General features: G+C 62.4%; 26 protein-coding genes. 13 read left to right on the plus strand and 13 right to left on the minus strand.

Translation table 11 applies throughout. From position 1 onward, the window contains the following. Positions 1–18 precede the first annotated feature (18 nt). Positions 19–2,013, plus strand: coding sequence for a CocE/NonD family hydrolase (locus AB4037_RS10695; RefSeq protein WP_441771512.1), 1,995 nt, complete (start codon positions 19–21; stop codon positions 2,011–2,013). A 106-nt stretch (positions 2,014–2,119) separates the two neighbouring features. On the opposite strand, the gene AB4037_RS10700 is transcribed toward AB4037_RS10695, so the two are convergent. Continuing rightward, positions 2,120–2,815, minus strand: coding sequence for a glutathione S-transferase family protein (locus AB4037_RS10700; protein WP_441771513.1), 696 nt, complete (start codon positions 2,813–2,815; stop codon positions 2,120–2,122). Next, positions 2,812–3,438 carry a glutathione transferase GstA gene (gene gstA, locus AB4037_RS10705; protein ID WP_434959823.1) on the minus strand — a complete coding sequence of 209 codons (627 nt, stop codon included), beginning with the start codon at positions 3,436–3,438 and terminating at the stop codon, positions 2,812–2,814. Before gstA ends, AB4037_RS10700 begins: the two co-directional genes overlap by 4 nt. 153 nt (positions 3,439–3,591) lie before the next feature. On the opposite strand from gstA, the gene AB4037_RS10710 reads away from it, so the two are divergent. The 3 genes from AB4037_RS10710 to AB4037_RS10720 all read left to right on the plus strand — a co-directional run bounded on the left by AB4037_RS10710 (position 3,592) and on the right by AB4037_RS10720 (position 5,238). After that, positions 3,592–4,554 carry a LysR family transcriptional regulator gene (locus AB4037_RS10710; RefSeq protein ID WP_441771514.1) on the plus strand — a complete coding sequence of 321 codons (963 nt, stop codon included), beginning with the start codon at positions 3,592–3,594 and terminating at the stop codon, positions 4,552–4,554. 142 nt (positions 4,555–4,696) lie between these two features. Next, a complete protein-coding gene (locus AB4037_RS10715; RefSeq protein WP_441771697.1) occupies positions 4,697–4,948 on the plus strand; it encodes a type II toxin-antitoxin system ParD family antitoxin in 252 nt (83 codons plus the stop codon). 113 nt (positions 4,949–5,061) lie between these two features. Further along, complete coding sequence (locus AB4037_RS10720) at positions 5,062–5,238, plus strand: type II toxin-antitoxin system RelE/ParE family toxin (protein WP_441771515.1); 177 nt, start codon at positions 5,062–5,064, stop codon at positions 5,236–5,238. A gap of 39 nt (positions 5,239–5,277) precedes the next feature. Here the strand turns inward: AB4037_RS10720 and AB4037_RS10725 are convergent, their stop codons facing one another. The 4 genes from AB4037_RS10725 to bla form a co-directional block, all read right to left on the minus strand. Beyond that, on the minus strand, positions 5,278–6,927 hold the full coding sequence (locus tag AB4037_RS10725; protein WP_441771516.1) for a sensor histidine kinase: 1,650 nt from the start codon (positions 6,925–6,927) through the stop codon (positions 5,278–5,280). Further along, positions 6,924–7,628: a response regulator transcription factor gene (locus AB4037_RS10730; protein WP_434959827.1), complete on the minus strand. Its 705-nt coding sequence runs from the start codon at positions 7,626–7,628 to the stop codon at positions 6,924–6,926. The genes AB4037_RS10725 and AB4037_RS10730 overlap by 4 nt, the downstream gene beginning before the upstream one ends. Positions 7,629–7,645: 17 nt before the next feature. Next, positions 7,646–9,205, minus strand: coding sequence for a DUF4153 domain-containing protein (locus AB4037_RS10735; protein ID WP_434959828.1), 1,560 nt, complete (start codon positions 9,203–9,205; stop codon positions 7,646–7,648). 214 nt (positions 9,206–9,419) lie between these two features. Then, positions 9,420–10,304: a class A beta-lactamase gene (gene bla / locus AB4037_RS10740; protein ID WP_434959829.1), complete on the minus strand. Its 885-nt coding sequence runs from the start codon at positions 10,302–10,304 to the stop codon at positions 9,420–9,422. A gap of 98 nt (positions 10,305–10,402) precedes the next feature. Between bla and AB4037_RS10745 the strand changes: the two genes are divergently transcribed. After that, the gene (locus AB4037_RS10745; RefSeq protein ID WP_434959830.1) at positions 10,403–11,290 is read left to right on the plus strand and encodes a LysR family transcriptional regulator; all 888 of its coding nucleotides are present in this window, start codon (positions 10,403–10,405) and stop codon (positions 11,288–11,290) included. A gap of 75 nt (positions 11,291–11,365) precedes the next feature. Here the strand turns inward: AB4037_RS10745 and AB4037_RS10750 are convergent, their stop codons facing one another. The 5 genes from AB4037_RS10750 to trxA all read right to left on the minus strand — a co-directional run bounded on the left by AB4037_RS10750 (position 11,366) and on the right by trxA (position 15,197). After that, on the minus strand, positions 11,366–11,854 hold the full coding sequence (locus tag AB4037_RS10750; protein WP_441771517.1) for a GNAT family N-acetyltransferase: 489 nt from the start codon (positions 11,852–11,854) through the stop codon (positions 11,366–11,368). A gap of 5 nt (positions 11,855–11,859) precedes the next feature. Beyond that, entirely contained in the window at positions 11,860–13,065 is a 1,206-nt protein-coding gene (locus AB4037_RS10755) for a serine hydrolase domain-containing protein (RefSeq protein WP_434959832.1), read from the minus strand. Positions 13,066–13,239: 174 nt separating this feature from the next. Then, positions 13,240–13,440: a Trm112 family protein gene (locus AB4037_RS10760; RefSeq protein ID WP_434959833.1), complete on the minus strand. Its 201-nt coding sequence runs from the start codon at positions 13,438–13,440 to the stop codon at positions 13,240–13,242. Between the two features lie 12 nt (positions 13,441–13,452). Beyond that, on the minus strand, positions 13,453–14,112 hold the full coding sequence (locus AB4037_RS10765) for an LON peptidase substrate-binding domain-containing protein (protein ID WP_434959834.1): 660 nt from the start codon (positions 14,110–14,112) through the stop codon (positions 13,453–13,455). Positions 14,113–14,300: 188 nt separating this feature from the next. Beyond that, a complete protein-coding gene (gene trxA / locus AB4037_RS10770) occupies positions 14,301–15,197 on the minus strand; it encodes a thioredoxin (RefSeq protein ID WP_434959835.1) in 897 nt (298 codons plus the stop codon). 750 nt (positions 15,198–15,947) lie between these two features. Between trxA and AB4037_RS10775 the strand changes: the two genes are divergently transcribed. From AB4037_RS10775 to AB4037_RS10800, 6 genes are all read left to right on the plus strand, one after another. Then, positions 15,948–16,772, plus strand: a complete 825-nt coding sequence (locus tag AB4037_RS10775; protein ID WP_441771518.1) for a helix-turn-helix transcriptional regulator — start codon at positions 15,948–15,950, stop codon at positions 16,770–16,772. A gap of 341 nt (positions 16,773–17,113) precedes the next feature. Beyond that, positions 17,114–17,569, plus strand: coding sequence for a hypothetical protein (locus tag AB4037_RS10780; protein ID WP_434959837.1), 456 nt, complete (start codon positions 17,114–17,116; stop codon positions 17,567–17,569). A gap of 361 nt (positions 17,570–17,930) precedes the next feature. After that, positions 17,931–18,521 carry a hypothetical protein gene (locus AB4037_RS10785; protein WP_441771519.1) on the plus strand — a complete coding sequence of 197 codons (591 nt, stop codon included), beginning with the start codon at positions 17,931–17,933 and terminating at the stop codon, positions 18,519–18,521. 224 nt (positions 18,522–18,745) lie between these two features. Beyond that, positions 18,746–19,285, plus strand: a complete 540-nt coding sequence (locus AB4037_RS10790; RefSeq protein ID WP_434959839.1) for a hypothetical protein — start codon at positions 18,746–18,748, stop codon at positions 19,283–19,285. A gap of 101 nt (positions 19,286–19,386) precedes the next feature. Beyond that, entirely contained in the window at positions 19,387–19,758 is a 372-nt protein-coding gene (locus AB4037_RS10795; protein WP_441771520.1) for a hypothetical protein, read from the plus strand. Between the two features lie 109 nt (positions 19,759–19,867). Beyond that, positions 19,868–20,461, plus strand: coding sequence for a hypothetical protein (locus tag AB4037_RS10800; protein ID WP_441771521.1), 594 nt, complete (start codon positions 19,868–19,870; stop codon positions 20,459–20,461). Between the two features lie 243 nt (positions 20,462–20,704). On the opposite strand, the gene AB4037_RS10805 is transcribed toward AB4037_RS10800, so the two are convergent. Together AB4037_RS10805 and AB4037_RS10810 are read right to left on the minus strand one after the other, a co-directional pair. Next, complete coding sequence (locus tag AB4037_RS10805; protein WP_441771522.1) at positions 20,705–21,220, minus strand: prolyl-tRNA synthetase associated domain-containing protein; 516 nt, start codon at positions 21,218–21,220, stop codon at positions 20,705–20,707. 126 nt (positions 21,221–21,346) lie between these two features. After that, positions 21,347–22,114, minus strand: coding sequence for an outer membrane protein (locus AB4037_RS10810; RefSeq protein WP_441771523.1), 768 nt, complete (start codon positions 22,112–22,114; stop codon positions 21,347–21,349). A 305-nt stretch (positions 22,115–22,419) separates the two neighbouring features. On the opposite strand from AB4037_RS10810, the gene mnmA reads away from it, so the two are divergent. Further along, positions 22,420–23,589 (plus strand): tRNA 2-thiouridine(34) synthase MnmA, encoded by a 1,170-nt coding sequence (gene mnmA / locus AB4037_RS10815; protein WP_434959845.1) that lies wholly within the window; start codon positions 22,420–22,422, stop codon positions 23,587–23,589. A 119-nt stretch (positions 23,590–23,708) separates the two neighbouring features. Further along, entirely contained in the window at positions 23,709–24,698 is a 990-nt protein-coding gene (locus tag AB4037_RS10820; protein ID WP_105863874.1) for a flagellar motor protein MotA, read from the plus strand. Positions 24,699–24,713: the final 15 nt, after the last annotated feature.

Raw genomic sequence — 24,713 nt, forward strand, 5'->3', positions numbered from 1 at the left:
GCCAATTCAGAGTGAACCATGCCCAATCCCGTCCGCACCATCGAACATCTGACGATCGCGATGCCCGACGGCGTCAAGCTGGCAGCGCGCCTGTGGCTGCCGGAAGGGGCCGAAGCCAGGCCCGTCCCCGCCATCCTGGAATATATCCCCTATCGCAAGCGGGACGGGACGCGTTCGCGCGACGAGGCCATGCATGGCTGGTTCGCGGCACGAGGCTACGCCGCCATCCGGGTCGACATGCGCGGGTCGGGTGACAGCGAGGGACTGCTCGACGACGAATACCTGCCGCTGGAGCAGGAGGATGCCTGCGCCGTGATCGCCTGGATCGCGCAGCAATCCTGGTGCGACGGCAAGGTCGGCATGATCGGCAAGAGCTGGGGCGGTTTCAACGCCCTTCAGGTCGCCGCGCGCAGGCCGCCGGCCCTGCAGGCGGTGATCAGCGTGTGCTCCACCGACGACCGCTATGCCGACGACGTGCATTTCATGGGCGGCGCCCTGCTGGCGGACAATCTGTGGTGGGGCTCGGCGATGATGGCCTGGCAGGCCTTGCCGCCCACGCCCTCGCTCCATGGCGAGGGCTGGCGCGAGGCCTGGGAGCAGCGCCTCGACCACCTGCCCTTCTTCCCCGCCATCTGGGCTAGCGAACAGCATCGCGGGAGCTATTGGCGGCAGGGCTCGGTCTGCGAGGATTGGTCCGCCATCGCGGTGCCGGTCTTCGCGGTCGGCGGCTGGGCGGACGCCTATTCCAACGCAATCCCGCGCCTGCTCGAGCGCCTGCCCGGTCCACGCCTCGGCCTGATCGGGCCGTGGGCCCATCATTACCCGCATCAAGGCACGCCCGGCCCCGCCATCGGCTTTCTGGAGGAAGCCCTGCGTTGGTGGGATCATTGGCTCAAGGGGCAGGACAACGGCATCATGAGCGAGCCGATGCTGCGGGCCTATATGCAGGAACGCGGCAGCTCGGATGAGGGCCGCAACGGCCGCTGGATCGGCGAGGCCTCCTGGCCCTCACGTCTGATCACCCGGCGGCCGATGTTCCTCTCGCCCGGCCAATTGTGGTGGCGGCCGGCGCCGGCCGCGGAGCTTGCCATCCGCTCGCCGCTCTGGTGCGGCGCAGGCGGCGGCGAATGGATGAGTTCCGGCCTGCCGGGCGAAGCGCCCGCCGACCAGCGCCTCGATGACGGCCTGTCCCTCGTCTTCGATTCCAAAGAGCTCGCCGACCGTACCGAGATTCTAGGCGCTCCCGAACTCGTGCTGGAAATCGCCTCCGACCGGCCGGCCGCGCAGATCTGCGTGCGGCTATGCGACGTCGCGCCCGATGGTTCTTCCGAGCGTGTCTCCTACGCCATCCTCAACCTCACCCATCGGGATGGTCACGCTGAGCCCAGGCCCCTCACGCCCGGCACTTTCGAGACGGTCCGCATCAGGCTCAACGACTGCGCCCATGCCTTCGTGGCCGGCAATCGTGTTCGCCTGTCGATTGCGACCTCGGCCTGGCCCACGGTCTGGCCCGCACGCGACCAGGCGACACTGACGGTCCGGACCGGCGAAGCCGCCCTGATCCTGCCGGTGCGTCGGCCGCGGCGCGAGGACGCCGCCCTCGCCTTCCCGCCGGTCAGCATGGCCGAGACCGGCCCGGTCCATGCGAGCCGCCCGCCTCAGGCCGAGCGAAGATTCAGCCTCGACCTCATCGAAGGCACGGCCCATCTCGTGGTCGACGGCGACGCCTTCGGCTCGGCGCCGATGCGGTTCGAGGAAATCGCCACCGATTTCGCCCATAAGCTGCGCCGGGAATTCTCCATCCGCGACGGCGAACCGCACAGCGCCTGCCAGACGGTGATGCATCATTGCACGCTAACCTGCGATGGCATCGAATTCCGCATCGAGGCGGAAGCCCGCATGATCGCCAATGACGAGAATTTCGAGATCAGCGCCCGGGTCCGCGCCCTGCAGGACTGGGTCGAGATCGCCGACCGCAGCTTCCACGAGGTGATCCCCCGCCTGCTGGTGTGAGAGGCCGGAGCGCAGCGGTGCTTTCCAATTTCGTCAGGCTGACGGGTCTGTCATTCCCGGCGAGGCCGGGGGCCGGGGATGACAGACCCGCCTCTTATCGCCCGCTTCACGCCGCCTGTTTCAGCAGGAAGGCATCGTGCCGAACGAGAAAGGCGCGCAGGCGATCGGGATAGTCGGGCTCGACCGCCGCCTGCACGCTGGGGCGTGCCGACAGGGCCTGGCGCCAGGCTTGTACACGGGGCAGCCCTGCGAAGACGGCGGTATCGGCAAGCGTGTCGAACAGGTCGAAATAGCGGAAGATCGGTGCAAAGACGGCATCGACCAGGCAGAAGGCTTCGCCGGCAAAATAAGGGCCTTTACCGAGCACATCCTCCACGCGAGCGAATTTGCCCGCGATCTTGGCACGTGCGCGCTCGTAACCAGCCTCATCGGTAGCCGTCTCCAGGCCCCAGAGATCGGCGAGAAGGGAGGAGCCGAATTCCATCCATCCCCGATGCCGGGCCCGCTCGAGCGGATCGGCAGGATGTAGCCTCGGCCCCTCCACGGTCTCCTCGACGAATTCGCAGATGACGTTGCTCTCGAACAGCACGGCCTGTGACTGTCCTGCCCGCTCGACCAGCAGCAACGGCACCTTGCCGAGCGGCGATAGGGCCGTGAACCAATCGGGCTTGGCCGAGAGATCGATGAAGCGCCGTTCGAACGGCGCTCCCTTCTCCATCAGCGCGATGGCCGCGCGCTGCACATAGGGGCAGAGATGGTGGCTGACGAGCGTCAGCCTGGCGGACCGGAACTGCGTGCTCATGCCGCCACCTTCATGCCTTCCGCCTGCATTGCGGCCTGCACGGCAGGACGCGCGCCGACGCGTGCCATGAAGGCGCGGATCACCGGGAAAGGCGCAAGGTCGACCTTGGTGTAGGGCGACCAGCCAACGATGGTGAAGAGATAGGCATCGGCAGCGGTGAAGGTCTCGCCCAAGAGGAAGGGGCCGCCCTCGGCCAGATGACGCTCGACGGTGGCGAGGCGCTCGGCGATCTTGATACGGGCGACATCCTGGGCCTGCGTGCCATATTCGGGATGGAACAGCCAGGGGCTGTACATCTTGTGCAGTTCCGAGGCGATGAAGTTGAGCCAGGATTGCAGGCGAGCCCTCTCGACCGTGCCGGCGGCCGGCGCCAGGCCGCTTTCGGGCTTGAGATCGGCGAGATATTGGCTGATCGCAGCGCCTTCGGTCAGCACCGAGCCGTCGTCGAGACGCAGCGCCGGCACGTAATGGTTGGGATTGACAGTGGTGTAGTCGACACCCTGTTCGGTGATGTGCGGGGTCTTGCGCAGGTCGACGCGTTCGAGCTCAAGCCCGATGCCGGCCTCCTTCGCCACGATATGGGGCGAGAGCGAGCAGGTGCCGGTGGCATAATAGAGTTTCATGTCCCATTCCTTTCAGCTTGAAGCGGCCGCCCCGCCGGCATCGGGCGGGACCTGCGGCCTGTTCGACGCAAAGGTTAGGGTAATGCACACACGCATGGCCAATTGGGATTGCACCAGCAGTACTTGCGTGACTGCAAGCCGCTGCAGTGCTATGTGGAAGCCCAATTCTATGTGGAAACCATGGACGACTGGAACGAATTGCGCCTGGTGCTGGCAATCCAGCGCGCCGGCAGCCTCACCGCAGCGGCCAAGGCCCTGGCGATCGATCACTCCACGGCCTTCCGGCGCCTCAACGCCCTGGAAGCCCGCCTGGACCTGCGCCTGTTCGAGCGCCTTCCCGGTGGCGTCTACCAGACGACGGCGGCCGGCGAGCGCATGGCCGTCGCCGCCGAGCGCATGGAGGACGAGGCGCTGGCCTTAGACCGTGACATCACCGGCCGCGACCATCGCCTCTCGGGCCGGCTGCGCGTCACCTCCTCGGAGACCTTGGCCTATAGCCGGCTGACGCAGCACCTCGCTGCCTTCCGTCGCATCCATCCAGGCATCGTGGTCGAGCTTGCCATCGACAATCGCGTGCTCAGCCTGTCGCGGCGCGAGGCGGATATCGCCTTCCGCCCGGTGCGGCCACGGGAAGGAGATCTGTGGGGCAGGAAGCTCGCCGGCATGGCCTGGACCTTCTACGGCTCACCAACCCTCGTGGAGGCGAATGGTGGGCCGGCCGCATCCGCCAAGGACCTCGCCAGCCAGACCTTTGTCGGCTGGCAGGAAGGGACGGCAGGCATTCGGGCTGCCGATTGGCTGGTGCAGCACCTGCCAGCCGACGCCACCGCCTATCGCTCGAACAGCCTGGTCAACCAGGCGGTGGCGGCCAAGGCCGGCCTCGGCTTTGCCCTGCTGCCCTGCTATCTCGGCGACAGCGATTCCGGCCTCGCTCGCGCCCTCGCCGAACCGATGCCGGAACTGATGGGCGAATTGTGGATCGTCACCCATGGCGATCTCAAGAACACTGCCCGCATCCGCGCCTTCTTCGATCTGGTCGGCACCGGCCTGGCTGCGGAGAAGCGGCTGTTCGAGGGCAATGGCCTCCCGAGGACGATAGATGCAGACAAGATTTGAAGGTGAAAGCGTGCGCGCAATCCTGTGCTGAACGAACCCGGGTCGCAACTGGTTTCACCTTGGGTCTCAACGTCTCGCGGGGAAACGCGATCGGTAGGATCTAGTACCAAAAAATAATATATACTGGTATCGATTTGGAGATATAGACAGGGCCCGCAATATCTCGGTCTCCTTGGGAGATCACTTCGCGACCTTTATCGACGAACAGGTCGACACTGGACGTTACGGATCAGCGAGTGATGTCGTACGTGCAGGCCTTCGCCTGCTTGAGGAGCAGGAAGTGCGATTTAAAGCACTGCGCGATGCCCTGATCGCCGGTGAGGAGTCCGGGCCTCCCAAACCATTCGACGGTGAAGTCTTCCTCAAACGGTTGCAAGATAAGCGTGGCGAATAGAATCAGCCACTATCGTCTCACGCAACAGGCCGAAAGCGAGCTCGCGGAAATCTGGCTCTATACGCTCCGAACATGGTCGCGCGAGCAAGCCGAATAGCTATTTTCGTACACTTTTGGCAGCCTTCGAAGGGCTCGCCGCTGGGGCAAAAACCGGCCGCCCGGTCGAGATCCGGGAAGGCTATCTCAAATATAATGTCGGCTCACATATCGTATTCTATCGCCGCATGGAGCAAATCATCGACATTATCCGCATATTGCATCAGCGCATGGATATCGGCCCGCATTTCTAGAGCAAAACGCTCTAGAAAAATCTCGACACTCAACCCAGATCACTCCACCCCATTCCGCTGCAAACGCAGGCGGAAGCAGGCACCGGGACCCTCATCGACATAGTCGATGCTGGCACCGCTGTTGGCGAGCAGGGAGCGGGCGATCGGCAGCCCGAGACCGGTGCCGCCATTGGCGCGCTTGGTGGTGAAGAAGGGTTCGAACAATCGGGTTCGATCGTGGGGGGAAATGCCCGGGCCGTCGTCGGCGACCCGAAGATCGAGATGACCGTCCCCGACCGTCGCCGCCGAGATCGTCACCCTCGATGCCCCGGCCTGGCGGCTGTTCTCGACAAGCGTCGTCAATACCGCTTCCAGAACGTCGGCCGGGACACGCACGGTGGGCAAGCCGGCATCGAGATCGACTTCGACCTTGAAGTCGTCGTCGGAGCCGGCATCGGCGATGCGGCGCACGGGATCGGCCAGAGGCGTGGATACGGCCTCGCTTTCGTCCGCCATGTCGGCGCGGGCGAGTTCGAGCAGGCGGGCCACCAGGCGCGACAGGCGCTCGGCGTCGCCCTCGGCATTGGCGATGAAACGCCGGCGCTCCTCGACGCGCATGGTATCGCCGTGCTCGTCGAGAAGCTCGAGCACCCCGCGAATGCCGGTGAGCGGCGTCTTGAATTCGTGGCTCATCGCAGCAGCGAAATCGCGCAGATAGCGCGAGCGCAGATCGATGGCCACGGCCATGCGCCGGAAATTGTCGAAAAGCGCCCGGATCTCGATGGTGGCAGTTGCCGGGGTCGGCGGCACCTCGGCGCCACCACGGCCGAGATGACGGCCGACTTCGGCGCTCGCCTGCGTCAACTGTTCGATCGGCTTGGCGATGGCCCTGGACAACAGGCCGGCCAAACCGATGATCACCGCGAGGATGATGCCGAAGCCGAGCGCAATCTTGCCAAGATCGTCGTAGATGCCGCGGAACAGGGCGCGGGGTGAGCGCGACAGCAAGAGGACGCCGACGGTGCGATCGCCCAGCTTGATCGGCCGGGCATAGTGCACGCGAATGGCCGAAGCGCGGCTGAAGACTTCGAAAGCGTAGCGCGGCGCATAATCCCCGCGCCGGCGCAGAACCGATTGCGAGCGCCCATTGATGGCCGACTGGACTTCCGGCAGGAAGGCGTAGCTCTGGCCCTGAAGCGGCCCGTCCGACAGCACCGTGCCCCTGGCGTCGAGGATCAGCGCGCTCGCCAGCGTGGTACGCCGGCTCTGCTCGATCAGCCGCGCGATCGCCCCGGCCGCCACCAGCGCCTCCGCATCCGGCGGCTGCGACGAGGCGATGGGCAAGGGACGCTGGGACAGGATCGGCATGGTGTTGAGATCGATCGTCAGCGCCTCCGGCGTGAAATAGGGCTCCGCCGTCGCATCGTCCCGCCGATAGGATTCGTTCGGATCATTGTCCGTCGGAGGCGGCACCGGCGGCGGCTTCGGGCCGGGCCAGGCGAGATCGAAGGCAGCGTCGTAGACGGCAGCCTGGGCGATCAACTCCGCCTCGGTCTGGCGCACCAGGACATTTTCGTAGACCCGCAGGAAGATGGCGCCGAGGCCCGGCATCAAGGCGGTGAACAACAGCACGCCGATCAGGATCGAGCGCAGGCGCAGCGCCGGCCAGCGCGCCTTGACGGCGTCCTTCAACCGGGTGAGCAGGATCATGCCGCCTTGCCCGCGCAGGAGCCTATGCGATAGCCGATGCCTGCCCGGGTCTCGATCACGTCCTCGGCACCCACGACCGAAAACTTCTGGCGGATATGGCGGATATGGCTGTCGATCGTGCGGTCAGTGATGGCAAAGCCCGGCCCGTGCAGGCGGTCGATGATCTCGTCGCGGGAAAAGACCTTTGACGGCGTCGCCGCCAGGATCTGCAGGAGCTGGAACTCCTTGGCAGTGAGGCCCACCGATGCTCCGTCCCATTGGGTCTGCCAGCCTTCGGGATCGAGGTTGAGCAGGCCGCGCGCCAGCACCGACGCCGGCGCCGCCTGGACCGGCTTGGCGCCGACCCGCTTGAGGATGGCCCCGACACGCGCCACCACTTCGCGGGGCGAGAAGGGCTTCACCACATAGTCGTCGGCGCCCATTTCGAGGCCGAGCACCCGGTCGATCTCATCGTCCCGGGAGGATAGGAACAGCACCGGCAGCTCGCTTTGCGCCCGGAGCCGGCGGCAGACTTCGAGCCCATCCATGCGCGGCATGTTGATGTCGAGGATGGCAAGGTCCGGCTTGAGGGACAGGGCCTTCGCCAGGCCTTCCTCGCCGTCACCGGCCTGGTGCGTGGTCATGCCGGCCTTGGCAAGGGCGAAAGCCAGCAATTCGCGAATATGCGGATCGTCATCGACGATGAGAATGGTGCGGGACATGAGCGATGAATGTCATTTCAAGGGGAAGGTGTCAAAGTGGGGTTCGGCAGTGTTTGACCGGGCAGCGGTCCCGCCTGCTGCAACCGCCAGGCGCCGGCCAGGGTCCATCGGCGCCAATCGACCTGCTGCGCCTCCAGCCTGGTCTGCACCGCCTGCCTCAACCCGCGCAACTCGGCAAGATCACGGCTCTGCGCTGCGTCGGCGGCCACGCTGGCATCCTTGAGCGCCAGCAGTGTGCCCGTACCGCCGAGGCTCGCCACATAGGACGTATCTTGCCGCCATTCGAAGGTTTGCGGCGATCCCCGTCGCTCGAGATTCCAGCGGGCAATGACACCCTCGAAATTGATGAAGCAGCAGACGCCGAGCACGATGGCAAGGCAAAGAGCATTGGCGTTTACAAGCCACACGCCATCGCGCTGGCGGGCGATACGCCATGAGATCAGCGCCAATCCGGTCATCACCAGGAACAGGAAGATCAGGGCCGCAATACGCAGATAGGTCAGCGAATAGGCCTCGATATAGGCGATGACGCGCAGCATGGTGGAGGCCACCAGCAGCATGGTCTGGCCAATCCACAGATAGACCAGGAGGCGCACGCCCGCCCTGCTCGCCAATGGCGAGCCCGTACGCAGACAGATGAGCACGAAACCTGCCGCCAGCAGGGCTGCCAAAACCAGGGCTTGCGTACCGCGATGGGCATATTGGGAAAAGGTCACGCCTTCAGGAAGCCTGGCACCGCTCCACAGAAAGGCAATGTCCGAGACATTCTGAAGGGCGAACACCAGATTGAAGGCGGCGAGCGCCATCACCACCGGCGTCACCCCGGGCCAGGCGGGCAGGATTGGCAACGGTGCGTAGGCGGAGGCACTGGCGAAGAGGCGCAGGCGCAGCGGCCTGAAGCTCGCCCACAGCGCCACCACGCTCGCCAGGACGAACAGGCCATGCCAGATCAGGCCGGTGCCCTCGCTCTGCAGGGCGAGCCCATTCCACAAGGCAGAGAATCCCAGGCCGATCAAGGGATTGGCGTCGGAGAACAACAGCAGGAAGAGGATCGAGCCGAAACCCGCCACGAGCAGGCCTCCGGCGATCCCGCGAAGAGCGAGGGCTCCGCGCCGCCGCATGATCCGCGCGAGTCGACCTGTGTCGATCAGGGCCGCCATCGGGCTGAGAACGCCGTAGAGCGGGAGGCGGAGGACCCAGAGCAGCGCATTGCCGAATTCCCCATAGCGCGGCAGCAACAGCGCCAGTGCCAATCCCGTCAGGAAGAGCAGGCCGGCAGGCAGGCTCGGCTCGACGATCAGGGCAAAGCCCGCAAGGCTGGCGCCGACCACAGCGATGCGGCTGGCCCGGCTTCGACGCATCAACGTATCGCAGGTCAGCAGCGCTCCGAGCCAGGCGAAAGCCAGGAAGCCGATGATGCTGCCGACCTGCGGCAGCGCCTGCCCGGCCGACAGCGCAAAATCGGCAAGGGCAGCCAACACCATGACGGCCAGGCCCTTCAGAACGAAACTCAATCGAAGAGGTTGACGGTTGCGGGTCGGCAGGGACTGGTCCGGCGAAGCGGATGCGATCGGCATGGGTTCCTCCATGGCCTCCATCTTGCTTCACCGATGTTCAGCCGCGATACAGCACTCGTGGCGGCGTGATGGGCGGTTCGTGCAGAAATCGTGCAGAAACCCGGCCCGGAGCGCGGACATCCTGTCCCCTCATGGGAACGCTGCGCTCGCAAGGTGGCACCAGCGGACATCGCGACATGAAGGCATGTCGCGATGTCCGCACTCCAAACCGCCCTCAGCCCGGCAGGCTCGCCACCACCGCCTTGGCCACGGCCGCCAAGGCGGCCTCGCGGCGCTCGACCGGAGCAGTACTATCGGTCAGATAGGCGGCAATGAGAAGGGGCGGACGGGCGGGCGGCCAGGCGATGGCGACATCATTGGTTGAACCGCGCTCACCGGTTCCCGTCTTGTCGCCGACGTCCCATCCCGCAGGCAGTCCGGCATGCAGCCGGCTACCGCCGGTTCTGTTGGCCTTCAGCCAGGCATTGAGCTGGCTGCGCGAGAATGGCGACAGCGCATCTGCGACCAGCAGGGCTTTGAGGTCCGCCAGCATGGCGGCGGGGCTGGTGGTATCGCGCGGATCTCCCGGCAGCGATTCGTTGAGCTCCAGCTCCCAACGGTCGAGACGACTGACCGAATCACCGATCGAGCGCAGATAGCGGGTCAACCCGGCCGGGCCGTCGACGGCCTCCAGCAAGAGATTGCCGGCCAGATTATCGCTCCGTGTGATCGCTGCTTCGCAAAGCTCCGCCAAGGTCAGCTGTCCGCCGGCATGCCTGGCTGTTGTCGGCGAATTGGGCAGCAGCCTCGCGGCCTCGATCGAAACCATACGGGCGAGTTGCTCGCGTCCCTGATCGACCCGGGCGAGCACCGCGGCGGCGACCAGCAGTTTGAAAGTGCTGCAGAGCGGAAAAAGCTCATCGGGCCGATAGGCCAGCCTCGTGTTCGATTTGAGATCGAGAGCGGCCACGCCCAGACGTCCTCCCACCCCGCCTTCGATCCGCCCGATTGCCGCTGCGAAATCCGACGAGGCTGGGGAACTGGCCGATGAAAGCGTGCCGCCCAACGGCAGCAAGAACAAGGTCGCACCCGCCCCAACCATGAAATTCCGTCTGGTCATGCCAACTCCCTACAATGTTCAATGCCAGGATGGCGGTAGCTTGAGCGGGCGACAAACGATGATAAATCGCCTCAGACCTGAGAAAAATTTGGGGATACATGATCCGCTCGCATCTGCCTCTCAATGCCCTGCGCGCCTTCGAGGCCGCGGCGCGCCATCTCAGCTTCACCGGTGCCGGGCTGGAATTGCGCGTGACCCAGACCGCCGTGAGCCACCAGGTGAAGAATCTGGAGGAGATCCTGGGCGTGCGCCTGTTTCGTCGCCTGCCGCGCGGCCTTGCCCTCACCGAGGAGGGCCAGGCCCTCGTCCCGGTTCTCAACGAGGCCTTCGGGCGCATCGGCGCCACGCTCGACCGCTTCGAGAAGGGTCATTTTCGCGAGGTGGTGACGGTCGGCGTGGTTGGAACCTTCGCTGCCGGCTGGCTGTTGCCGCGCCTGCATTCCTTTCGCGAGGCTCACCCTTTCATCGATTTGCGCGTCCTGACCAACAACAACCGGATCAATCTGGCCGGCGACGGGCTCGACTATGCCATCCGCTTCGGCGACGGCTTGTGGCACGGCACCGAGGCGATACTGCTCATGCCTGCTCCACTTTCGCCCGCTTGCGCGCCGGCGGTCGCCAAACGCCTGCGTCAGCCGACGGATCTCGTCGGCGAAGTGCTGCTGCGCTCCTATCGCGAGGATGAATGGCAGCTCTGGTTCGCTGCGGCGCACGCGAGCGGTCCGACCACTTCTGCGGTGGTCTTCGATTCCTCGGTCACCATGGCCGAAGCGATCGCGCAGGGCATCGGCGTCGGCCTGCTGCCGATTGCCATGTTCTCCGATGCACTCGCGACGGGCCGGCTGGTACGCCCTTTCGAAATCGAGGTTCACGCCGGTTCATACTGGCTGACCCACCTCAAATCCCGCCAGCCTTCACCTGCGATGCTGGCTTTTCGAATCTGGCTCCTGGCAAGCTGCCAGACGGAGACAACGCTGCCTGCCTGACGACAACGATTCGCCGATCTCAGACACGATGATGGGGCGGCCTGTGCCGGTCGCGGCAATCAGCTCCGAAATGGCTCATGCCGGCTTGGCAGCCAGCTCCATCAGGACGATCTCGATCGGATCACCACCGACACCGTGGGAAAAATGCCCGGTCCGCACCGTCGCAAAGCCATGGTGCCGATAGAAGCTCTCGGCGTTGCGGGTCGCTTCCACCTTGATCGGCCCGCTATGTCCTGCCCTCGCCGTTTCAATGCCGACCTGGAGCAGGCGCTTGCCCAGCCCGGCTCCCGCCGTCTCCGGCAACAGGAACAAACGCGTCACCTCACCGGCTTCGGCGTCGACGAAGCCGACGATCGAGCCCGCTTTTTCCACCACCACCGCACCGCCCTGCGCGATAACGCCCTCATAGAAAGTCGCGTCGCGATCCCCCATCCACCCGGCAAGCTGCGCCGCCGAATAATGGCTCCCCGCCAATCCCAGCACCGATCGACGGGTTACCTCGAACAGTGCGGCCCCGTCACCTGCGTGGGCCGGGCGCAACGTGATTCCAGCCGCATGGTCCATGCCGCTTACGCCAAGGCCTCGCGAATCGCCCGGACGGCGGCCAGGCTGGCGCGCGTCCGCGGTGCGTGCAGGAATTCCGGCCAGCTCGACAGCACCACGGCCGCGAATTCGCCGACGGGATCAATATAGATCAGCTGCCCGAACACGCCGCGCGCCATATAGGCGCCACGCTCGACATCCTCGATCCAGAACTGGTTGTGATAAGCACCGCTCGGAAGGATGTCGCGGTAGACGCCCTGGAACAGATCGGGCCGGGCGCCGAAGCGGGTGTCCTCAAGCCAGGCGGAAGGCAGAAGACGCCGGCCGGCGATCTCCCCGCCCCCGAGATGGAGCAGTGCAAAGCGCGCATAATCCCGCAAGGTGGCGTTGAAGCCGCCGTCAGCCAGACCGTAGCCGGCGGAATCCACGGTGAAATAGGCGTCCTCCTCGGCACCCATCGGCGCCCATAGCTCTCGGCTCACCAGTTCGGGCAGCTTGAGGCCGGAAGCGCTCTGCAGGATGAAGGCCAGCACATCCGTCTCGACTGAGCGGTAGTTGAATATGGCACCATGGACGTTTTGACTGGCCTGGAGCTGCAGGATCAGCTCGAAGACATGAGCAGGCCAGCTCGGGTCCTTGCGTGCTTTCCAACCACTGGCCACGTCCATCTTGGCGATGTGAGAATCAAGCGCCGTATAGGTTTCGTCGAATACGACGCCGGTCGTCATGTCGAGCACTTGCTGCACGGTGGCGCCACGATAGGCCGTGGCCTCCAGCTCCGGCAGATAATAGGTGACCGGCGCGGCCGGATCGAGCAGGCCCCGCCCGATCAGAATGCCGGCGACCGTGGCAACCACGGATTTGGCGACCGATTGCGACAGATGCTGGCTATGGCCGGTCATACCGTTGAAATAGCGTTCGGCCACGACCTTGCCGCGATGCAGCACCAGGAGACCGTCGGCGTAATTCGCTTCGAAGAAGCTTCCGACCGTCGCCGGCTGACCGTCGCTCTCGAAGGCGATCCCGTCTATGTCCTGCAAGGCGGGCGGCAGCGGAGTCGCCGGGCCAGTCCCGCGCCAGACCTGCGCCGTCGGCACCAGCTCCCGCACATGCTGGAACGACCAGCGGTTCCATGGTGCACGATCCCAATCCTCACGTGGGATGGAGGCGGCACCGAGAAGGGTCGGTTCCTGTGTCGATTCTTGGAGCTCCGGCAGGCGGCTGTCATACATTCTCTGCGTCTTCCTTTCGGCTAAAGCGTTTTGTGATTTGACCGAGTCACCTAGAATCGCAAAGACGCGTCGGAACAAAGGGTTAGAGAAAAAGTGCGATTCGGAGAAATCGCGCTTTGCTCTAGCGGGCAAGATGGCTCGAGAGACCGGCCCGATCCTTTCGGTAACCCGTCCTTACTCGATAATTCTTGCCTCCTCGGGCAACATGATAGGGAAACCCTCACGGATGGGATAGGCGAGCTTGGCCGCGCGCGATATCAGCTCCTGCTTTTCCGCATCATATTCCAGCGTCGTTTTGGTCAGAGGACAGACCAAAAGCTCCAAAAGCTTCGGGTCGGTCAGCGGCGGCGGGCGATGCGGCGTCGGCGTGGCCATCGGCACTCACTCTCACTGCAGCGGCGTATCGGAGCCGTCGCCGCTCTTGGCCAGTTCGATCTGGGTGATGGCGATCAGGATCTCGGCGCGCTCGCGCAGGCACGAGGCTTCGAGCAGCGCCTGTTTCTCACGCCGCCCGAACGGGCTCATCATCGACAGGGCATTGACCAGCGCCTCGTTGGAGGCCTCGTGGATGTCGTTCCAATCGACCTGGAAGCGGTTGACGGCCAGATAGGCGCGCAGCGTATCGATCAGGCTCTTGCGATCGACCTCTTCCTCGCCCGCACGCGGCGTGAAATCGACGGCGAAAGGTTCGGCCGTGACGCGGCATTGCCGATAGGCCGTCGGGACCGTCTCTTCCGACAAGACCTTGAAGCGCGAGATGCCGGTGAGCTGGATGAGGTAGCGCCCATCGCCTGTTTCGGCAAATTGAGTGAGGCGTCCGATGCAGCCGACCTGGAACAGGCGCGGCATGGTCTCGTTATCCTCGTCCTCGGGCTGAATCATGCCGATCAGGCGTGGCCCCTTCAGCACATCATCGATCATGGCGAGATAGCGCGGCTCGAAGATGTTCAGCGGCAGTTGCCCCCGAGGCAGCAACAGCGCACCTGCCAGGGGAAAGACCGGAATGACGGGAGGCAGATCCGCCTCCGTCTTGAACAAGGGATGCATCGGCTGCCATTCCTCAAACGACCAAAAGCGTTTTGCGATTTGACGGAACCACCCAGAATCGCAAAAACGCGTCGAGACAAAAAGTTAGAGCAAACGAGCGTTCACGCTTGAACGCTTTTTTGCTCAAGAGGCCGCGACTGCGATCCCCCAACAATATCTTACGGCCTGCTGGCGGCGCGCGTCACTATTTATGAGAACAGGATCGACGACAGCCGGCGACGGCCATAGATGGTGTTCTCATCCATCGGGCCCCAGGCCTCGAAGAACTGCACAAGCTGTTTGCGCGCGCCGTCATCGTTCCACTTGCGGTCGCGCCGGGCAATGTCGAGCAGTTGGTCGACGGCGTCCTCACGCCGATTGGCGGCAACCAAAGCCAGGGCATAGTCGAATCTGGCCTGAAAATTCTTCGGATCGGCTTCCACCTGGCGGGCCAGCCCTTGCAGATCGCCGACATCGCTGGCCTGTTCGGCGAGCTCCAACGCAGCCCGGGCGCTGGCGATGAGGGGATCATTCTCCTTGCCCTTGGGGGTAAGCGAAAGTGTGGCTTTGGCCTGTTCCAATTCCCCGGCGGCAAGCGCGCAGCGCGCCAGGCCAGCGATTGCCTTTAGATTCTCGGCATCCTGTTCGAAAATCTGCGCAAAAAGTTGGGCAGCCGCCGCACCCTCGCCCTCGTTCAGCAAGGCCTCGGCCTCGGCCAGCATGGCCTCCGTGTCCGGATCGCCGCCCGGGCCCGCAATCTTCGTGATGAATTCCTTGATCTGGCTTTCTGGAATAGCGCCCATGAAGCCGTCGACGGGCTGGCCCTTGGAGAAGGCGAAGACGGCGGGAATCGACTGCACCCCCAATTGCCCGGCGATTTGCGGATATTTGTCGATATCCATCTTCACCAGTTTGACCTTGCCCTTGGCCGCTAGCACCGTCTTCTCGAGAATGGGGCCCAATTGCTTGCACGGACCGCACCATTCAGCCCAGAAATCGACCAGCACCGGCTGCTTCATCGATTCCTGAATCACGTCGGCCATGAAGGTCTGAGTGGTGGTATCCTTGATCAGGCCGTTGGTCCCGGCAGCATCGTTGCTCATCATTCCTACCCGCTTGGAAAGCTTCGTCTGCGGTTAGATGGGGGCAAATCGCCGCGAAGGCAACCGTCACGCATGTCATTGCCGTACGAAACAATAGATTTCGTCTTGCTTGTTGCGAGAATGGAACGAATGGAACTCCATACCTATTTTTCGCCAACAAGGCTCGAAAGGGGTAACAGTGGTAGTCAACCACCAGCAAAACGACCGCGTGACATATCGAAGAGCGTCGCCTGGTGCCTCGTATAGAAAGAAAACATATTCGCCTATACATACAGAACTGAGAGGATATTTTCGAAGATTAAAGTTTCTTCATCGTATTCGGAAACTTCACTCAAATCACGGCGAATTCACGCCACCCTCAATATAACCTGCCTACACGAACCGGGAAGGTGGAAATCGCCTTATGCCTCAATATGATACCTTTTTGGGCTGACGATAGGGAAGGTCCCTTTCGGATTAATCCCAAAAGACTTTCGCGAATAGTCGTTTCTGTGAGATAAATGACACATCGCGATGATCAATATTCTGGCATCCTATTATTCGTGAATCGTTTTACTTTTCGGACTCCGCGGCAAAGAAGTTCGTGGCGGACGACGAAGCTGGATGTGTGAGACAACAGGCCGTTCAGGCCTGTCACGCAGAACAGCCATACAAGTGTAATGGCTCGCATCCTAACGACGTATTAGGATGAAAGCCTAACTCACAAGAAGACTTGCAGAGGAAGTAACGCCAGAATTTTCAAGAGGCCAAATCATGAGTCATCACGTCACCTGCAATGACATGCTGGACTGCCATGATCACAGACAAACGGAACCAAGCGTTCTGACTGTTGCAGACCGCAAAGTCGTCCTGCTGATCGAGAGTCGCCCCCTGCTGGGCGAGATCTTTTCACATGCCCTCAAAGAAGCTGCCGACGATATCGACGTCCGCATCATGGGCTCTCCCGGAGAAGGTGGCCCGCAAGCCTCGCTCGCCATACTGAGCCTGGTACAGCGCAGCACCGATCCGCTCTTCATCGCCTTTGTCATCCAGCAATTGCAAGCCCGCATCGGCAAGCTGCCTTTGCTGGTGGTCACCGACAACAGCGATCCTTCGATTGGCAGATTGATGGACGAGGCCGGCGTCCACAGCTGGATCACCGCCTCGATGGGCTTCAATGCCATGGTAAGCGCGATCCGGCAGGTCCTGTCGCTGCCACCGCGCCAGGAAACGCCTGCTCGGCCTACCGCCTATTCGAACGCAACCGCCCTGTTGGCGGAGCAGCCATTGAATACGCCCAAACCGCAGCCCGAGCGTCGTCTGCGTTCCGATATCCACCTCAACCTGACAGACCGCGAGATGGATGTCCTGAGCCTGCTTCAGAAGGGCAAGCAGAACAAGATCATTGCGCATGCCCTCAACATTTCCGAGAGCACCGCAAAGGTTCATATTCGCAACATCATGCGCAAATTCCACCTGCGCAACCGGACCGAAGTGGCCCTGATGTGCGGCAGCCAGATGCGAGCGCCCGGCACCACCATGATGATCGGGCCCGATTGCGAGGACAGCCAAATGGCCGTTCCAGCCATCGCCTATTGACCACCACGACGTAAGACGTCCGATGGACCGGACTGGGTGTGTTGGGGAACTCTGATCCAGCCGTTCCACACTTTGAATATCTTCCCTCTTGAACAATCCGGGGCCTTTGAGCTGCATGGCACGCATCAGCGTCGTCACGCGGCAATATTTGTCGTTCCCAAATCAATTTTTAGTATATCGCCATTGAATTAATACCCCTTTGTACTAATTCCAATAGACAAGTTTCCCTACACTGAAAAAACAATAAGATTAAAACTGTAATCACCGCGGGCTTAAAGCACACGCTTCTGCTGATTACAGCCTTAAGCACCTCACAAGACAGACCGAGTGGAGAGACAATTATGAAATCGCTTCTCATCGCATCCGCCCTGATCCTGAGCGTCTCCAGCGCCGCGATGGCCTTCAGCGTCGGCAGTGGCAACGGCAACGGCAACGGCAATGTCGGCTTCGGCAACGGCAACGGCAACGGCAACGCCAATACCGGCGCCTTCAACGGCAACGGCAACGGAAACGGCAATTGGGGCGCCCTCAACGGCAACCTGAACGGCAACGGGAATAGCGGCGCTGTCAACGGAAACGGCAACGGCAACGGCAACGCCGGCATCGGCAACGGCAACGTGAATGGCAACGGCAACACCGGCCTCGGCAACGGCAATGCCAACGGCAACCACAACTTCGGCTTCGGCAACGGCAACGTGAACGGCAATGCCAACTATGGCATCGGCAACGGCAACCTGAACGGCAACCACAACTGGGGTGCCCTCAGCGGCAACGGCAACGGCAACGGCAACCAGTAAGTCTTGCCTGCTCTCAGGGAGCTGGCCTGGCCTTCCTCCCGGCCACCAGTCGGCTCCCACTTCCCCTGGCGTTCAGCATTCGCTCCTGGAATTCTGAAATCTGGATGCGGCATTTCGCTTCCCTCCCTGCTCCGGCGTAGCGTTCCACGGACGGCCGACGGAAGAGGATCCTGCATCCAGGCCTTTTGGCCGAGCTCCAGGTAGCTCGACCTGACGGAACGAACAGCCCCGAGCGTGCAGGCCTAGTCACATTGCATCATGGACGGGCCGCGGCAGCGACTGACCGCACCGCCCGATCATCGAACACGCCTCTCCGCCTTCGGGTCAGGCTGTTTTTCGAGTCGCAAGAAAGGACAGTATTATGCGCACCCTCCTCACGCGGCTGCTGCTGAGTGCGGCACTGGTTTGCACCCCGGTCCTCAGCGCCTATGCGGGAACCGGCAATGGCAACGGCAATGGCAACGGCAACACCGGAACCGGAAACGGAAACGGAAACGGAAACGGCAATTCCGGTACCAACAACGGCAACGGAAACGGCAATAACAACTCCGGAACCGGCAACGGCAATATGAACGGCAACGGCAATACCGGCACCGGCAATGGCAACATGAACGGCAACGGAAACACCGGAACCGGCAATGGCAATATGAACGGCAATGGCAATACCGGCACCGACAATGGCAACTATAACGGCAACGGCAATACCGGGACCGCCAACGGCAATCTGAACGGCAACGGCAATACCGGCATGTTGAACGGCAACTACAATGGCAATTTCAACACCGGGACCGGTAACGGCAACATGAACGGCAATGGCAATTACGGCATTGGCGGGCCCGGCGGCCCGACACCCGGTGGCGTATCGGTCACGGCGACGACGTCCCCCCCTGCAAGGGCCTTGGCCGAGCGATATGGTTGCTACATGTTCAACAATGGCTGCACCTCGCGCTGAGATGAAAGCCACTAGGCGCGCCTCCTCCTGATTGGGAGGCACACCGAGCACCCGTGAGGGCGCACGATCATCCGGCAAATCACCAAGCATCGATTTCGCGGCGCGGAGGGTCTCCAGAGCGAAGCATGCCGCATGTGCATCTGCCCTCGCCCCCGTCAAGGGATCGGAACACGATAATGGGAAAGCTCTGCCTTTCCCGAACCCAGTCCAGGAAAGGTAGAACCATGAGAATGACCCTGCTCCATGCGGCGCTGTGCGCCGCACTGGCCTGCACCTCGATCTCCGCCGCTCATGCCTTCAGCTCCGGCAATGGCAATGGCAACGGAAACGGCAATGTCGGCATCGGTAACGGCAACGCCAATGGTAACGCCAATACCGGCATCGCCAACGGGAACGGCAACGGAAATGGCAATTGGGGCGGCTTCAACGGCAACGCCAATGGCAACGCCAATAGCGGCCTGGCCAACGGCAATGGCAACGGCAATGGCAATTACGGCCTTGGCAGCGGCAATTTGAACGGCAATGCCAATTCCGGCACACTGAACGGCAACGCCAACGGCAACGGCCCGCCGGACGCCCATGGCAACATCGGTTACGGCAATGGCGGGACCGGCAATATCGGCGCCTTCAACGGCCGTGGAAACACCAGCTCCACCAGCGGCAACAACAACATCGGCGCCGCGAACGGCAACTACAATGGTGGCATGTTCAACGGCAACGGCAATATCGGCTCGTTCAACGGCAACGGGAACGGGCGGCCATAGGAAGCTGTCGAGGCAGCTTCGGCCGGATCGATCACCAAGGGTCGATCCGGCCTTTATGCTTTATACTGAACCACGCTGTTCCTGATCAAAGGAATGCAATCATGATCGCAGACCTCGATATCGGCTGCTGGCAATCCTCGCCTTCCCTGCAGGTTCCGGCGCTTTCCCGCTGCCACATTTCGGCGCTGCATCAAGGGACGCCGCAAATCGAGATACTACGGAAAGATGATGTTATCTTGGTTCAATACAATGTTGGCCAAGGAAACAACAACGGTAATGGCAATACCGGCAACTTTAATGGAAACTTCAACCAGGGAAACAACAACGGCAATTTTAATTCTGGCAATGGCAACGGAAACTGCTTCACCAGCGATAACAACGAAAACCATAACGACACAATGTATAGATGGGACTACAAGCGCATGATGGAAGAACTTCAGCGCTGCGGCATTACTCCCCGTCAGGTTCCTTAGCGAAAAAATATTGTATTCATTGCGAGAATCCCATTTGTAGCGTAGCCTCCAACACACCTCATAGACTTGCCGAAAGTTTGTGAAAGTGTTTGTGCTTGGGGGAACGCATATGAAATCGCTTACAAAGAGTATTGTCTATTTCTTCGCCGTCGCCATCTTCCTTGCCGCCGCTTCGCTGGCGCAGGCACAGAACGGGACAGGCAACGGCAATAATTCAGGCGACGGATCGGGTAACGGCAACGGCAACGGCAACATCACCGGCAATGTCGGCGGCGCCACTTTGAATAATCGCGATCGGCGCCAGGCTCCCGCGGCGTTTGCCCCCGGCCTTGCGGCAGCAGGCATCGAGGCCTGCCTCGGCAGTGTCAGCCTTGGCGGTTCGGGCGCCGGCTTCGGCTTCAGCTTCGGTACCACGAAGCTCGACCAGGGCTGCAACATCCGCCTTTTTGCCCGCACGCTGCAATCCATGGGCTATCGCAGGGCCGCCACCCAGATGCTGTGCTATGACGCCGATGTTGCCGGCGCCTTGGCGACGGAAGGCATTCGCTGCCAGGTCGGCCCCAGGGCCGCACCATCGACCGGCGTAGCCGGTGTGCAGCAGCCGGCGCAGCGTTATGCTGGCGGCGCCACGGCTGCCCCAACCGCCTATGCGCCTCGCCGCAAATGCATGAAATATGATATTTTCCGCGGCTGCCTCGACTGAGCGAGATCGGGCCCGTCAGCGATCCGACAGGCTTCCTGACCGGTGCCCCCCGCATAAAGCCAGATACCAGGAGGCATTGAAAATGGCTTCTGGTTCTCCTTCTCGATTTTCACCTAATCTTTGATTTGGTGTCTGATATCGACAGATGTTCGGGTCTCGGATGCGTCTGCATCTCCGAGACTTGCTCCTAATATCGGGAACTTTAGAGCCAGGGCGCGCGCTTTGCCGGAACCGCGCCTGGTCTCAGGCGTCAGCCTGCTGAGGCTGCGATACCGCAAGGATTTTGGGCTCGTGGCCCGTCGCCCGTAGAAAGGCAATGAGGTCTTCGCGGGTGATCGTGGTGGTCTGCGTATTGACCAGCGGATGATGGTTGAGCTTGTCGTTCTCGAGCAGCCCCTGGTCGAGCACGACAACAACCTGCCCTTCGGTATCGTTGATGGCGCCGAAGGGCGTGACCGCGCCAGGCAAGACACCCCAGATCTGCGTCAGCAAATCGGCCGAACCGAAGGACACCTTGCCTTGGGCGCCGATGATTTCGTGGATGCGCTTGAGATCGACGCTGGCATCTTCTTCCAGAACCACCAGGAACAGCCTGCCCTTGCGGTCCTTCAGGAACAGGTTCTTGGTGTGCCCACCGGCAATCTGGCCCCGCAGCGCCTTCGAATCCTCCACCGTGAACAGAGGCGGATGCTCGATCGTCGTCACGGCGATTCCGAGCTTGTCGAGGAAAGCGAAAAGATCGTCAGGCGTAGCCGGCATGGTTCGAGGTCTCCAGGAAAGGAACCCTGACTAGAACGACAGGCGGGTAGACGCAAGACTGGCCGACCAAAGCAAAGGGCTCCGCCATGCGGAGCCCTGGGAATTGGAACGGCAGCGAAATTGCGATCAGAACTTGTAGTTCACGCCGGCGCGCACCGTATGTACGGAGACATCAGCCTTGGCGGTGACCTGGGCAATGTCGCTGACGGCCTGCTTGATCGTCTCGGCTTTGCCGAGATCGACATAGAGATATTCGGCTCGCACCGTCCAATTCTGCGTCAAGGCATATTCGGCACCGGCGCCCAGGGCCCAGCCGAATTTGGTCTCCGATCCGGACAGAACCGAGGTACCCGCGCTCACCGTCGACTTCACGCGGCCATAGGCCAGACCGCCAGTGCCATAGATCAGCACGTTGTCGAAGGCGTAGCCGGCGCGCAGGCGGGCAGTGCCAAACCAGTCCAGTTGCGTCTTCACGCTGACGGGAATGTTCTGGTCGCCGATGAAGGTCTTCTTGGAATCGAGACCTGCATATTGCAGGTCGGCTTCGGCGCCAACAACCCAATGCGGATCGAACTGGTAGTTGTAGCCGATCTGGCCACCGCCGACGAAGCCATTGGCGGTATCCTTGACGCGGGCGAGGCCGCCGTTCAAGCCGAAACCGAGCGCAGCGGGCAGGTTATTGGCGCCCGTGGTCGGCACCGCCTTCAGATCCGTGTCGAGATTGCCGCGGCCATAGCCAGCGTTCAGACCGGCATAGAATCCGGTCCAGGTGAAGGACGGCACGATTTCCGGCGCGACGGGCTCGACGGGCGGCGGCGCTAGGTCGGCGGCGAATGCCGCTGCCGGCGCAAGAACGACGACGCCCGCAAGCAGAGCACTCCTAAGAATTTGCATTTTAATACCCCAGCACTTGGAACTTGTTACGCTCGAACGCCTGATAGCACCGCCTTTACATGAAATCCTATGACATAAATGCAACACTGGGTTTTTTATTGAGCAATCCATAATGGATATACTTAACAAACATGGTTAATGACGCCAACATCGCAGCTGTATTACGCAAGGTAATATAGGAGTTAACGTTGACGATGCCCCGTGCTGCGACTTCCGTTCGAACATCGGCGTTCCCCTCGCGGCCGAAATCGCGTAAAGGAGCGCCGTCGCAGAGACCTTGACCCTCTGATGGACGGAAGGATGCCATGTTGAACTCACTCGACCTGCCGCGCCGGCCGCAGGATACCCGTGTCGTTGTTGCCATGTCGGGCGGCGTCGACTCGTCCGTTTGTGCCGCTCTTCTCAAGGAGCAGGGCTATGACGTGATCGGAGTGACGCTTCAGCTCTACGACCATGGTGCCGCCGTTCACCGCAAGGGCGCCTGCTGCGCCGGCCAGGACATTCACGACGCGCGCGAAGTCGCCGACCGTATCGGCATTCCTCATTACGTGCTCGACTATGAAAGCCGCTTCAAGGAAGCGGTGATCGACCGTTTCGCCGATTCCTATGTGGCTGGTGAAACACCGATCCCCTGTGTCGAATGCAACCAGCGCGTCAAGTTCCGTGACCTGCTCGGCACCGCGCGTGACCTCGGCGCTGACGTGCTCGCCACCGGTCATTACGTCGCGAGTCGCGCCGTGCCCGGCGGGCGCGGCCTGTTCCGCCCGCGCGATGCCGAGCGCGACCAAAGCTATTTCATGTTCGCCACCACCAAGGAGCAGCTCGACATCCTGCGCTTCCCACTTGGCGACATGACCAAGCCGGAAACCCGCCAGGCCGCCGAGCGTTTCGGCCTGTCGGTCGCCGCCAAGCCCGACAGTCAGGACATCTGCTTCGTACCATCAGGCCGTTACGCCCAGGTGATCGAGAAGCTCAAGCCAGGCGCCGCCGTCCCCGGCGAGATCGTGCATCTCGACGGCCGGGTGCTCGGCCAGCACCAGGGTGTCATTCACTACACCATCGGCCAGCGCAAGGGGCTAGGCATTGCCACCGGCGAGCCGTTGCATGTCATCCGCCTCGATGCCGAGGCGGCGCGTGTGATCGTCGGCCCGCGCGAAGCGCTGGCGACCCGGCAGGTCGCCCTGCGCGACGTCAATTGGATCGGCGACGGCGCTCTCGATGCCCTGCCTGCCGAGGGTCTGGAGATCGCAGTGCGCGTGCGCTCGACCCGCGCACCCAAGCCGGCTTTGCTGCATTTCGGCCCGGAAGGTCCAACAATCGAACTCACCGAGGCTGAAGATGGCGTTTCGCCGGGGCAGGCGGCCGTGTTCTATGACCATGCCGATGGCCAGGCCCGAGTCCTCGGTGGCGGCTTCATCCGTGGTGCGCGGCCGCAGACCGTGTTCGCCTATGGCAGCCAGACGGTAGCGGCCTGAACCGCCTCGCCGACCATTGAGGGCGTGCGTTCCGGCCTTGCTTTGAGCTAAGCTCTGGTCGAAAAGGAGAGCCCTCCCTTCGAGGGTTCGCGTATAGATTGCTGCAACGGCGTGGTGCGATGGCCAGAGACCTAGATCCCTACAAGCTGTCTTCCCCCCGGATTTTCTTCATCCGCATGTTGATCTTCCTGGTGCTGGCAGCCTGCGTCACCGCCGTGCTCTATCGCCAGCTCTATATCGCCTTCATGGCCAATCCCGGCCTCAACGGCCTGATCATCTTCACGCTGCTGCTCGGCATCGTCTTCGGCTTCCGCCAGGTGATCCGCCTGCTGCCGGAAGTGCGCTGGGTCAATGCCTATCGCCTGCGCGATCCCGGCCTCGAGCTTCGCGACCAGCCGGTGATGCTGGCGCCCATGGCCACATTGCTCGGCGACAAGGTCGGCCGGCGCTCGATCTCGCTCTCGACCCTGCGCTCCATTCTCGAATCGATCGGCATGCGCCTCGACGAGCAGCGCGAGGTTTCACGCTATCTCACCGGCCTCCTGGTCTTCCTCGGCCTGCTCGGCACGTTCTGGGGCCTGATCGAGACGGTGGGCTCGGTCGGCAATGTCATCAATTCCATGTCGGTCGGCGGCGGCGACGCCAGCACCGTGTTCGAGAGCCTGAAAAGCGGCCTTGCCGCCCCGCTCAAGGGCATGGGTGTTTCGTTCTCGTCCTCGCTGTTCGGTCTTGCCGGTTCGCTCATCCTCGGTTTCCTCGACCTGCAGGCCGGCCAGGCCCAGAACCGCTTCTACACCGAGCTCGAAGACTGGCTCGCCGCCACCGTGACCGACATCGAGGCCGAGGGCCTGGCCCGCGGCGGCTCCGACGGCGAGATGGCGGCGATCAAGTCGGCGATCGAGCGCATGGCGGACGGCTCGCGCGAAGCCGGCTCTGGCCGCAACGCCACCGCCGCCATGGCCCAGCTCGCCGAGGGCATCCAGGGCCTGGTGCAGCACATGCGCTCCGAGCAGCAGATGATCCGCGACTGGGTCGAAAGCCAGGCCGAGCAGCAGCGCGACATCAAGAGCGTGCTCGAGCGCCTGATGCAAGAGCGCGAGAAGAACTGATGCCGGAGGCAGAAT

The sequence above is a fragment of the Labrys sp. KB_33_2 genome, from assembly GCF_052114505.1.
Lineage (GTDB): Bacteria > Pseudomonadota > Alphaproteobacteria > Rhizobiales > Labraceae > Labrys.